This is a genomic window from Streptomyces sp. ISL-99 (assembly GCF_018614005.1).
Lineage (GTDB): Bacteria > Actinomycetota > Actinomycetes > Streptomycetales > Streptomycetaceae > Streptomyces > Streptomyces flavidovirens.
On the sequence record NZ_JAGGPC010000097.1, the window covers coordinates 1 to 11,323 of the forward strand.

Genomic DNA, 11,323 nt, shown 5'->3' on the forward strand with positions numbered 1-11,323 from the left:
CCGACCCAACGTCCTGGCTGACTGGCTACCGCCGGCTCAACCACCGCTACGAACGACAACCCGGCAACTACCTGGCCTTTCTCGGCCTCGCGGCCGCACTCTGCTGCTACAAACGCTTCCACAACCTCACCATGTAGGACACCGTCTAAGCACCTGGTCCATCTCAAGCACGAGCCGTGCTGTACGTGCTCGCAAAGAAGCGGACGCCGAGCGCCTTCTCCAGGTGCGACTCGGCGAAGCCCAGCGCGTCCAACGCGGCACAACCTCGGCAGTGCCACCGCTTCTCAGACGGAATTCCTTTTCAGTTGCGACGCAGCGGAGCCGTCGGGCTGATGCCGGCGACCAGCTCGCGCTCCTCCGAGCGTCATAGGCTGCATTCGGTGGGGCCAAGCCTGATGCCACTGATGTCCGCGTATGCCTGTGCATTTCACTCAAGAGCCACTCCAGGTCGCCATGCGGTTCATACGAGCGTGCCTCACTGGGGTGAGTGCCACGCAGCACACAAAGCCGTTGATGCTCAAGCCGAGCCAGTTCCCGCATTGGGGACTGTAAATCGTTCGGCTCTATTCCGTAGTCGGTGGTGACGGTGCGTTCTCCTTATTGCAGGAGGATGCGGTGACGGAGGAGGTCGAATCCTGCTCGGCCGTGCATCTGCCGCATGATCCTCTTGGTTCGGGTGTTGACGCCCTCTGTCCGGCCGTTGTGGTGGGGCAGGGTGAGGCCGGCGTTCACGGCGGCGCGATCGATATCGAGGCCGTTGCAGAAGCTGTGCAGGTGGGGCAGGTCAGCGGTGCGGACTGTGGCTATCCACTGGGTGAGCTTGCCGTCGTTGGCCTGGGCCGGGGTCAGGAGCGCGGCGAAGTCGCCGGTGAGCCGGGCGAGTGCGGTCATCTCCGGGCAGGCCGCAGTCAGGAGGCCGAGCAGGTCGGTGTCCCTGGTCCACAGGTGCTCGGGGTGGGTGAGCAGGAGCCGGGCGAAGCGGCGGGGGGTTGTCACGGGGCGCTCTCCTTCGGCGCGACCCTGGTTGAGGTAGCGGACCAGCAGGTTGGCACTGCCGGTATAGCCCAGTTCCCTGATCTCATGCAGGAGGTGCGTGACGGGAACGGCCGGGTTGTCGGACCGGCGCCGGCGCAGGTGGTCGCGGTAGGGGTCGACCAGGGTGGGCCGGTAGCGGGGGGCGATGCGATCCGCTGGCGGTTCGGGGATGCGGGCGTAGCGCTTGACGGTGTTCAGGGTGAAGTTCAGTCTGCGGGAGCAGTCGAGCAGGCCGACGCCGGCGTCGAGGAGGGCGTGGACTTTGTTCCAGCGCTCGCGGGTGGTCTGCTCGCGAACGCCGCCGGGCCGGGGCGGGTTGACGGTGGCCCAGCAGGGGGCGTGGGCGCGGACCTCGGCCAGGACTTTGTCGCAGAGGTTCCGCCACAGATGCCAGCGGTCGCTGACCTGCACCGCGTCGGGCAGGGCCCGGCGGATCGCCTCGGCGTAGGTGGCCGAGCCGTCCCGGCACACGACTTCGATCCCTTTCTTCCCGCGCAGCCATGTCTCCAAGGTGGCGGCTTCGCGGTCGGGCAGGACATCGACGCGTTCCCCGGTCTCGGCATCGATGATGATCGTGGCGTAGCGGTGCCGGCGGCGCAGGGCGAAGTCATCGACCCCGATCACCCTCGGGATCCGCACCGCCGGCGGGGGGATTCCCCGCAGCACCCGCAGGGCGGTGGCAAACGATACGGGCACGGCCAGTAACCGGGTGAGCCGGGCGGCCGCCCGGCCGCATAACTCCTTGACCACCCCCGAGACCTGGCTGGTCAGACGCGTGGTGCGGCGCTGAAGGCGTTCGATCAGCCCAGGGACTTGCTCGCGGAAGGTCTGCCGCCGGCAGCCCAGGCCGGGCAGACCAGACGTCGTACCCGGACGTTGACCACGACCCGGCGGCCATCGACTGGCACATCCGCAACGGTCCGGACGTGGTATCCGTGCACCTTCCCCGTCGGGACCCCGCACATCGGGCAGGGAAAGGGGACATCCCGGGTCCGGGCCAAGACCCGGATCACCTCGCCGTCGTCCGCCACATCCTCGATGACCAGCGCCGAAAGCCCTGAGAACACCGTAGCCACAAGGGAGTTGATATCTCGCACACCCCGTCAACGACGCCCGTCACCTGCCGTCACCACCGACTAGGGGCCAGAGCCGCTCGTTTGACAGACCCGTGACCGTCCCGTCAGGCGTGCTGACCGACGGCAAGACCTACAAGTTCCGCACCTCGCCGTACGACGGCGCGCACTACAACGCGGGCTGGTCGGCGTGGAAGACGTTCACGGTCGACAGCAAGGCCCCGCCCGCGCCTACGGAGATCGTCTCCGACCGCCGAAGCAACTACATGTCAGCGGAGTTCGCCATGGAGTTGAAACGGATCGGACTCCGCAGATCTGCCGGCCGTACCGGAATCTGTTTCGACAACGCCATGACCGAATCGTTCCTCAGCGTCCTGAAGAACGAGCGTGTATCGCGGGTTACTTACCTGACCCGGGAGGCAGCCCGGCGGGACATCACCCACTACATCGAGTTCTGGTATAATCGTAAACGCCTTCACTCGGCGGTAGGTTATCGACCCCCACACGAAGCTCACGCCGAATATCAGAAGTTGCGAATCGCCGCGTGAAATCAACGGCCGACGCCTGTCCGGAAGACGCGAGGCCCCTCAGCGTGTGCGACGCATGCGGACCTGTTTCCTTGAATGGGCCGGCGAGCCTGTCGGTCACGCTGGCGGTGGGCCCATCGGTGCCGTTGCCAGTGCGTCGGCGACCGCGTGCAGGTTCGCTGCCATGGCCCGTCCGGTCTTGGCCGACCACTCGTGGCCCTCACCGGTCTCGGTGTAACTCGGTCCTGGGCCCGGGCCCCGGTTCCAGTACGTCCACGCCTGCCCGGGGATTGTGTAGCCGATGTCCATCAACCCACCGGCGATTTCGGAGATCACGTGGTGGGCGCCGTCCTCGTTACCGGTCACCACCACACCTGCGACCCGGTTATAGGCGACGGGGCGGCCTTCCTCGTCGGTTTCGCTGAGCATCGCGTCCATGCGCTCCAGCATCCGCTGGGCGATCGAGGAGGGGTGCCCCACCCAGGTGGGCGTGGCCACGACCAGGATCTCCGAGGCCAACAGTCGCTCGTGCACCTGCGGCCACTGGTCGCCCTGCCCCATGTCCGTCGCCACTCCCGGCGGGATGGCGAGGTCGGCCAGGCGGAGCGTCGAGACCTCCACGTCACGCTCCCGCAGCGCCTGGACCACGACTTGGGCGAGACGGTCGGTGTTCGACGGCTCCGGTGAAGCCTTCAAGGTGCAGTTGAGTACCAGTGCGCGCACAGTGCTCCAGACATGCCTCAAGGGGGGACGGGCCGGTCGGCCCGTACGCAGGACGGTAGTCACACAGACTGCGTGTTGAGGCTGCGGCACGCCGGTCTCTGGAGCGACCGGCCTTCACCGTGCCGGTACCACTTACGCTTTCGTGTCGACCGACGACTGGGGTTGGTCCGCATTCGGGCATCAAGGGCCCTGGTAAGACGCTGACCAGGCCGAATGCACCGTCGTGCAATGGGCCGGCTGGTACAGCACTGAGCGACTCCGCTATGCGCGCTGGTCCGCCTGCGACGGGAGGAGTCCGAAGTTCTGCACCGCCGTTCCCAGGTGACACCGAACGCCGCCTGAATCACACAGGATCGGCCTCTGCGCAACCCGGTCCAGCCCCTTTTGCATGTGACGCCTCCGGGTAGCAGGCTCGATACAGAGAAGCCTACGCGCAAGACCAAGAAGGTGGCCTCCATGGCAGGAGCGGTACCGGCAGGCGAGGCAGGCGACATTTCCGGTGTGAACGCCGACGGACGAGCCGGGGAGGTGAGGGACCCGGCGCTGTCCAGGCGGAAACGGACCTCACTGCTGGTGATCGACCCGGTGAACGACTTTCTCTCCGAAGGAGGCGCTGCCTGGGATCTGACGAAGTCCACCGTCAAGAAGAACGACGTCGTACAGAACCTGGCAAGGGTGATCGATGGTGCGCGGGCCGGCGGCGTTCCCGTTCTGTTCGGACCGATGGCATACACGGCCGAGGACTACGAGAACGCCCACCTGCAGCGGCGCAGCGGTATCAATCGGATCATGTTCGAGCGCAAGATGTTCCTCGCCGGCAGCTGGGGCGCGGATTTCCACCCCGCCCTTCAGCCGCGGGCGGACGAGATCGTCCTCCAGCCGCACAAAGGCTGCGACCTGTTCCATACGGATCTGCCTCATCATCTGGAACGGCTCGGGATCACGCACCTGGTCATCTGCGGTATGACGGCCAACCTGTGCTGTGAGTCCACCGGGCGCACTGCCGGTGAGTACGGCTACGACATCACGTTCCTGTCCGACGCCATCGGAGCGGAGAACATCCCTGCCTACGAAGCGTCGATCCGGGTGAACTACCCACTCATCGCCAATGCGGTCATGACCGTCGAGGAGTTCCTCGCCGGGCTGGGTGATGCCCGCGAGACGACGGCAAAGCCAGAGCCTGGCGATGAGGTGCGCTGCTCCGACCACGGCAAGATCGGCACTGCTGCCGAGGTGGCCGAGGCGGACGAGGAGCACGAGGGCTACCTGCGGATCCGACGGGGCCTGGTGTTCAGCAAGGACATATTCATCCCGCTCGATGCCATCGTGCGACGCACCGGCCAGGAAGTTTTCGTCAATGTCCCCAAACTCGTCGTCGGCAAGATGGGCTGGGAGACGCTCCCCAGCCACCGAGACCACCAGGCCAAGGTGGGCCCCACCCAGCGGGAAGTCAGGCACCTGTACCACTCCCGCTCGCCCTCGATGAACAGCCGGTGACCAAGCGGCCCCCACGCGCCAGGACTGTTCCGCCACACGAGCTCGATCTGTGCGTGGAACCCACCGCCAGACGCCGGACGGGTGAGGGGGCGCGGCGGTTTTGCGAGAAGACGGCCGCAGCCTTCGTCGTGGGCCGCTCTGCCCCTTACTCGGGGAAGTTGCTGTTCACCCCGCCGGGTCAGGAGACCGTCGACGCGGATGGCCAGTCGCTCGACCGTGGGCATGATCCGCCGAGCATACGAAAGGGTTGAAATGCCGGTATTGGGTACTGCGGGAGACGGCGGCACGCGGAGAGTGCCGACCTAGCTGCTGAGCCGCATGCGGCCGGCTGCTCGCTGGAGGGCTGACCAGGAGGTAGACATGGGGTCCGAGGATGACAATCTGAGCATGCCGACGCACGAGCGGCAGGGCTCGCTGGCCACCAGCCAGGCCAGTGCGCGGCGCTTGAAGGCACAGGACCGCGCGGGCTCGGAACTGGGTCGGCGGCAATCGGTGCCGCTGGCCCAGGCGCAGGCGATCGTCGAGCAGTGGCCCGAGGCTCCGAAGAAGGTGGCGGAGAAGATTCTGGACCACTACGGTGCGCCGAACGAGGCGACACCGACGAAACTGCTGTGGTACCGGACCGGTCCGTGGAGCCGGATGGAACTGACCGCCGACGAAGTGGCGCACAACTTCCCCACCCCGCACACCGACCTCCTGCTCCAGTACGTCGACTACCCCGTCCCCGCGGAGCGGGCTTCGGACCTGGTGGCGTTCGACGGCAGCGTGCTGCTGGACCGGACCGCCGGTCAGATCGGTGCCCGTTGCGATCATGAGGCGTACAACACTCTCACCCTCAACCTCGCGGTCGAGATCATCGAGGGGCGCCGGACGGTGGAGGATGCCAGGCGGCTGTACGGGGAGACCGCCGCCGCCTTCGTCATGGGCCGCTCAGCGCCCTACGCGGAGAAACTGCTGTTCACCCCGCCGGAGAACACCACCGATCCGGATGAGTCGGTGATTCCGCAGAGCATGGCTCACCAGGCCGTCGAGAAGGTCAAGGACGTGTTCGGCGCCGGCGAGACACCGAAGTAGCAGCGCACCCCCGCGTCGGTGCGCCGCCCTGAGCTTCTTCGCTACGCGCCGGCCTTTCCCAAAGGAGATTCCATGCAGTCGACCAAGCGGGCGAGTCTGGCAGCGAACATCGGGTGCGGCGTCCTTGCCGGCGTCGCCGGGACCGTGGTGATGACCGCTTTCCAGAAGTTTGTCGAGATGCCGGTCACCGGCCGTGACGACAGTTACGCTCCCGCGGATTTCGCCGAGCGGATCCTGCCCGTGCACCCCAACGGTCCAGAGGGCCGCGAGCGGCTGAACTATGCCACCCACTTCTCTCTCGGCGGCATGTGGGGCACCGCGTATGGGATTGCCGCCGCCGCGGGGCTGAGCGGCCAGAAGGCGGTCAACACAGTGTTCGCGACCGTCTACACCGGCGATGTGCTCCTCAACGTCGCTCTCGGGCTCTACCAGCCGACGCAGTGGTCGAAGCAGGACTGGATCGTCGACCTCGTCGAGAAGTATGTGCAGGCCCAAGCGACCGGCGCTGTCTTCGACCACTTCCTCGACCCCGCCCGGCGGTCATGACCTTATGGCCAGCGATCCCCGGCCGAGCCGCCAGGGCACAGCAGATCCGGAAGACGCCATGAATCGGCCGGTCCGGCAGGTGGTGGTCATCACCGGCGCCTCCAGCGGCATCGGCCGCGGGACAGCACAAGCCTTCGCCGCCCGCGGGGCCGACGTCGTCCTGGCGGCCCGCAGCGAGCAGGCCCTCACCGAGGTTGCCCGCGAGTGCGAGTGCTACCGCCATGCCGCGAACTACGTCGGCCGCCAGATTCGTCCCCTGCCGCCTGTGACGTCCCCGGAGCGGGTGGTGTCCGCGGTGCTGCGCGCGGCCGACCGACCCCGGCGCGAGATCGTCGTCGGGCAGACACACCGCATCGGTGCCTGGGTACACCGGCTCGCCCCCCGGCTCTACGACCGCCTCATCGGACCCGTCGTGAACACCTGCGCCCTGCGGGACATCCCTGTTCCCTCGCACGACGGCACCGTATTCGCCCCCGACTCCCCGACCCACACCGTCGACGACGGATGGCGCCGACACGACCACCGCCTCATCGGCAAAGCGCTGGTGGCGACCGCAGGCGCGACGGTCCTCGCGGCCGCAGCCAGAGCCATCAACAGACGGCGGGGACAGACCGACGTCCATCACCATCTCCGGCACTGCGATTCAACCCGCGGCGCGGTACGGGCGAAGGGTAGTGAAGCTTCCCCTTGATCGTGGACACCTGGAGACTGGGATTTGAGGTTCCAGAGGAAGCAGTGCCAGGTGGGAAGCAAGTACACGAAGCGGTACTCAGACGAGTACAAGCGGGACGCGATCGAGCTCGTGCGGTCGTCGGGCCGGACGGTGACCGAGGTCGCCCGGGAGCTCGGGATCAGTTCGGAGTCCCTGCGGGGCTGGGTGAAGAAGGCCCGCACCACCCAGGAGACCGAGCCCGGTGCTGTGCGGGCAGGACAGGGTGTCGACGATCGGGACGAGGAGCTGAAGCGGCTGCGGAAGCTGACCGCCGAGCAGGCGAAGACGATCGAGATCTTGAAAAAATCAGGTCGAACCTCAGATCCGGGACATGGACGATCTCGCTCGCGCTTTCGCCCCCTTCCCGCCGCAGGAGCCTGACGAGGTCGAGATTGTCCGAGATGTACCAGAGCTGGTAGACGTCGAAGTGCGGCAGCGGCTGCATCTCCTGCGGCGGTTCTCCCTCGGGAGGTACGCGCAGGGGGACCCGGAATGTCGACCAGGTGGACGGCCTGGAGCGCGAGTCGCCGATCTGCACGCGCTCGCAGTGGACTGCCTCGATACCCAGTGCGACCTTCGGATCCAGCGGATCCTCGGGGTTGGGCTCGGTTGCGTCGATGGTGAAATCGTCCGGGACGAGGGGGTCGATATTGCTGAGCGGCACCAGCGGATTGGCAACCACGGCGGTGCAGTCGTCCGTTCGAACCGGCGTCGGATCGTCGCCCCGGTCTTCAGGCCGCCCGGCAACGCGTTCGCGCCTGTCCCTGTCCGGGGGAGGCTGGCTCGGGGCCGGCCAGTGGCACATCGAGCGCACCCACGCCTGGCAGAACGCCTTCCACCGCCTGGCCCGCTGCTACGAACGCCGAGCCACCGTCATCGACGCCTTCTTCGACCTCGCCGACACGATCATCACCGTCCGTAGCCTGATCCGCCGGGCGTGGGCGACCCACCCCTGGGACGACCGCGCAAACCGCCCGTGAACCCCCGCCTACCTGCCCGAGTTCTTAGCGAGCCGCTACGCGGTTGTTCATGTAGTGACCATTTGTCAGGCTAAATCCAAACTCTGATAGAGATCAGACTGATTGGAACCTAAACAGGTTTCTTGCCGTCATTACCGTACTGTTGAGTATCTTTTATGTCGACCTTTACTCTGCTACCTTCTCACCGCACACGTGTTGCCAGTCGATTTCCTAAGAGAGGTCTCGCAGTGCATTCATCACGCAGGAGAGCCGCCAGGCTTGCCATGATAGCGATTAGCGCATTTTTTTTTACCATCACCTCAGCCACCGGAGCGCACGCCCACTTCAGCGGAAGTGATTCGGTGGATGGCTTCTGGTTTGCCTACGAGATAAAGTATGACGAATTCACCCGGTACGACGATGCAAGAAATTGGGGAATAAGTGAATGGGATAAGCTAGGAAGCGTAGACATCGCACCTGATGATGGCGTGAGCATTGCAGACCTGGAGTACGGCGACTACTACGATTCGACGACCACGGTCATCGGCTACTATCAGGAACGACTAACAACCGATGTGATCAACTTCAATCGATACCAAATGGATAAGCTAGCGACCTTCGATAAGCGCATGGTAGGTGGCCATGAACTGGGGCATGCACTGGGACTTGGCCATTCCTATACCACTCAGCTCATGAGCTCAAGTTGCTGTCACGGGATCAATACGCCGCAGAGCCACGATAAATCGGACTATGCCGAACTGTGGGGCTAAGAAAAGGAGTGGAAATGGGCGCCCGAAAGGTAGGAGTGGGTACATTGCCAAGGGGAAAGAACCTGAAAATGGGAAGGCGAAGACTCTCCATAGTAGCCATATCGTCCGCACTTGCCGTCGGAATCGGCGTACTGGTGTACGGATTTATGGATGACCAAAAGGAGAGGCCAACGCACAACGCGGAAGCCGTTTACTCTCTCGACGTAAAAGACAAGCGCAAGTTGGTGGGATTCGCCGAGCAAGTTTTCCTGGGGCGCGTTGTCGAGAAAGTAGGGTCAGAAAGCAAGGAGACCACGAATCCAGGCACGGTTATTCCGCAAACCCAGTTCAGTGTCGATGTGCTGAAGGTTCTCAAGAGTGAGATAAGCGGCGACATTATAGTTAATCAACAGGGAGGCTACGACCCGGAGGATGAGAGCACGGTTCTCCTGGAGGGTGACCCTCTGTTGAAGCCTGGCAACACCTATCTCTTTACGACCAAGCGCGACTCTCAAAAGGGTTGGCTGTCGATCGTTGCGCCTGGATACGCTGATATCATGATTACCAGCCCGGAGCAGCAAGTGGACGCCATCAGAGAATTTGAAGAAGCGGTTCGAAACCAAGAACTTCCTCGCAAGCCATAGGCTTCCGTAACTGGCCTTTCAGCTCCAGCTGAAAGGCCAGTTGAGTTCATGGTCAAATGTCCGCCCAGCAGCTCGGCCATCCCGTCGGGCAGGCAGCCCGCACTGGAGTGTCTGACTGAGTGACGAGCAGGCCGCGCAGACCAGCCCGCCCAAAGCTGTTGAACCAGGCGCAAAAGAGATGCGCAGGAGCCCCGGGCCACCTGCCCCGGGGCTTCGTACTACGGCTCAGCTGTCGTCGTCGGTTGTGGCCGCTTGAAGCCGCGGGCGGATGCCGCGGCTGGTGTACCTCCCTATGGAGAAGGCGGAACTGCTGCGGCGCATTGACCAGCGCAATCAGCCGCGAGGACGCCAAGGCGCGGATGTCAACGCAGCTCGATGACGTCCTCGAAAAGCTCTCGCTGGAGGACAAGCTGGAACTGGTCCGGCGCGTCCGGGTCAACTCCCTTACGCTGCAGGAGGGTGACCGGGTAGAGGCGAGCCGCCGACTGCGGGGCTCGTACCCGGACGACGGCCTGGAGGCGGAGGAGGGACGGGGCGCGGAGTCGGCCGACTACTGCGTCCCCTTCCATGTGCCCCCGGGGACGCTCGGTCGGGTGACGCTGGTGCGGCAGTACGTCGCGCCGTTCCCCTACCGCGTTCTCTTCGACAACGCCGCCCAGTTGAGCCTTGCCGAGGGGGATGTCGTCCGTGTCGCCGAGCAGCCGTCCGAGAGGGAGCGGGAGCGGGACGATGCGCTCTGGCGCATCCCGCCGGACGGGATGTTCACCATCTACTGCGCGCGGTGGATCGACCGGGTCGGCCGGCCCTGCCCACAGCTCAACCGCCACCCGGGCCCGTGCGGGCTGCCACCGAGGTGACGACGGGCGGCAAATGAAGCTATCCGGGTTCCAGAGCCTGTGCCCGTATATAGGGGACAAGGCTCCCGAAGCTGCTGCCAGGTCCCAATTGGCACCTGGCAGCAGCTTCGGGAGCACCGGGCCGAGCGGGATCTACCGCTCGCGTAGGTCGTACGGGTTGATCTCCTCGTATCGATCGTCGGACTCGTCCCGGCCGAAGCTCTCTTCCCAGCGTTCCGGCCAGTTCGCGGGGCCGCCAACCTGGAACCGGTCGTCGGCCCAACGGGGTTCGCCCACGCAGAAGGCGTGCACCTGGGGTTGGTCGTCACCGCTCTGGCGGACGAACTGCTCGTCGTAGATCAGGAAGTGGCCCATGTCGTCGCGGTCCTCGCGGACCTCCTCCGGCAGCGTGACTACACGGGTCACCTTGTCGTCGTCGACATCGACCTCGACCATCACCGGCACCACGTATCGGACCCACCGCTTCGCCACCCGCTCCGCCCCTCCTGCCAGGTCTTTTCCGGCAGCAAGCTGTCGGGGTCAGCCTCAACAAGGGAATCGGACCCCAAAGCATCACTATCGGCTACTTGTCACTTCGCGGCAGCTTCGGGAGGACGGGCCGTGACGAGTGGTCCGTCCACGAGCGGAGCATCCACCCCGCCGACACATGGCAGAACATCGCCGTTCCGCCGCCCGATGACGACCCCAAGGGCTCAAACCCCGGCCAACAGCCCATCTCTCCGGACGAATGTGACCCGGCGCCGTGCCCGCCCGGAATCCAGCACGGACGCCTCTGGGACATCCACTTCTGGCTCGACGAGCGCGACGGTATCCCCGCCGTGTCGATCCTCAACCGCCGCGAAGAGATCCCCGGATGGGACCCCGGGGTCGGCATCAGCTTCTTCTTCCCCGAGGGCTAACTAGGACTAGTGCTGGATTCCGCTTTCG

General features: G+C 65.1%; 12 protein-coding genes and 3 pseudogenes. 12 read left to right on the forward strand and 3 right to left on the reverse strand.

Going from position 1 to position 11,323, the window contains the following annotated elements:
* Positions 1-137: pseudogene (locus tag J7E91_RS35300) on the forward strand (IS5/IS1182 family transposase); the annotation flags it as partial.
* Between the two features lie 460 nt (positions 138-597).
* Here J7E91_RS35300 and J7E91_RS35305 read toward each other — a convergent pair.
* Positions 598-2,102: pseudogene (locus J7E91_RS35305) on the reverse strand (ISL3 family transposase).
* Between the two features lie 290 nt (positions 2,103-2,392).
* Here J7E91_RS35305 and J7E91_RS37490 point away from each other — a divergent pair.
* Positions 2,393-2,656: an integrase core domain-containing protein gene (locus tag J7E91_RS37490; RefSeq protein WP_285439180.1), complete on the forward strand. Its 264-nt coding sequence runs from the start codon at positions 2,393-2,395 to the stop codon at positions 2,654-2,656.
* Between the two features lie 96 nt (positions 2,657-2,752).
* Here the strand turns inward: J7E91_RS37490 and J7E91_RS35315 are convergent, their stop codons facing one another.
* Positions 2,753-3,358: a flavodoxin family protein gene (locus J7E91_RS35315; RefSeq protein ID WP_214911515.1), complete on the reverse strand. Its 606-nt coding sequence runs from the start codon at positions 3,356-3,358 to the stop codon at positions 2,753-2,755.
* A gap of 456 nt (positions 3,359-3,814) precedes the next feature.
* On the opposite strand from J7E91_RS35315, the gene J7E91_RS35320 reads away from it, so the two are divergent.
* The 9 genes and pseudogenes from J7E91_RS35320 (at position 3,815) to J7E91_RS35360 (ending at position 10,396) form a co-directional block, all read left to right on the forward strand.
* Positions 3,815-4,855 carry a cysteine hydrolase family protein gene (locus J7E91_RS35320; protein ID WP_214911517.1) on the forward strand — a complete coding sequence of 347 codons (1,041 nt, stop codon included), beginning with the start codon at positions 3,815-3,817 and terminating at the stop codon, positions 4,853-4,855.
* Positions 4,856-5,215: 360 nt separating this feature from the next.
* The gene (locus tag J7E91_RS35325; RefSeq protein WP_214911519.1) at positions 5,216-5,929 is read left to right on the forward strand and encodes a hypothetical protein; all 714 of its coding nucleotides are present in this window, start codon (positions 5,216-5,218) and stop codon (positions 5,927-5,929) included.
* Positions 5,930-6,001: 72 nt separating this feature from the next.
* Entirely contained in the window at positions 6,002-6,475 is a 474-nt protein-coding gene (locus J7E91_RS35330) for a hypothetical protein (RefSeq protein ID WP_214911521.1), read from the forward strand.
* Positions 6,476-6,533: 58 nt separating this feature from the next.
* The gene (locus J7E91_RS37495) at positions 6,534-7,166 is read left to right on the forward strand and encodes an SDR family NAD(P)-dependent oxidoreductase (RefSeq protein ID WP_214911523.1); all 633 of its coding nucleotides are present in this window, start codon (positions 6,534-6,536) and stop codon (positions 7,164-7,166) included.
* A gap of 51 nt (positions 7,167-7,217) precedes the next feature.
* Positions 7,218-7,568, forward strand: coding sequence for a transposase (locus J7E91_RS35340; RefSeq protein ID WP_214911525.1), 351 nt, complete (start codon positions 7,218-7,220; stop codon positions 7,566-7,568).
* 410 nt (positions 7,569-7,978) lie between these two features.
* Positions 7,979-8,167: pseudogene (locus J7E91_RS35345) on the forward strand (IS5/IS1182 family transposase); the annotation flags it as partial.
* Positions 8,168-8,430: 263 nt separating this feature from the next.
* Complete coding sequence (locus tag J7E91_RS35350) at positions 8,431-8,916, forward strand: matrixin family metalloprotease (protein ID WP_214911527.1); 486 nt, start codon at positions 8,431-8,433, stop codon at positions 8,914-8,916.
* Positions 8,917-8,930: 14 nt separating this feature from the next.
* On the forward strand, positions 8,931-9,539 hold the full coding sequence (locus J7E91_RS35355; RefSeq protein ID WP_214911530.1) for a hypothetical protein: 609 nt from the start codon (positions 8,931-8,933) through the stop codon (positions 9,537-9,539).
* 320 nt (positions 9,540-9,859) lie between these two features.
* A complete protein-coding gene (locus tag J7E91_RS35360; protein WP_214911532.1) occupies positions 9,860-10,396 on the forward strand; it encodes a hypothetical protein in 537 nt (178 codons plus the stop codon).
* A gap of 132 nt (positions 10,397-10,528) precedes the next feature.
* Here the strand turns inward: J7E91_RS35360 and J7E91_RS35365 are convergent, their stop codons facing one another.
* A complete protein-coding gene (locus J7E91_RS35365; RefSeq protein WP_214911534.1) occupies positions 10,529-10,867 on the reverse strand; it encodes a hypothetical protein in 339 nt (112 codons plus the stop codon).
* Positions 10,868-10,962: 95 nt separating this feature from the next.
* Between J7E91_RS35365 and J7E91_RS35370 the strand changes: the two genes are divergently transcribed.
* Positions 10,963-11,295 (forward strand): hypothetical protein, encoded by a 333-nt coding sequence (locus J7E91_RS35370; RefSeq protein ID WP_214911536.1) that lies wholly within the window; start codon positions 10,963-10,965, stop codon positions 11,293-11,295.
* The last annotated feature ends 28 nt before the right edge of the window (positions 11,296-11,323 follow it).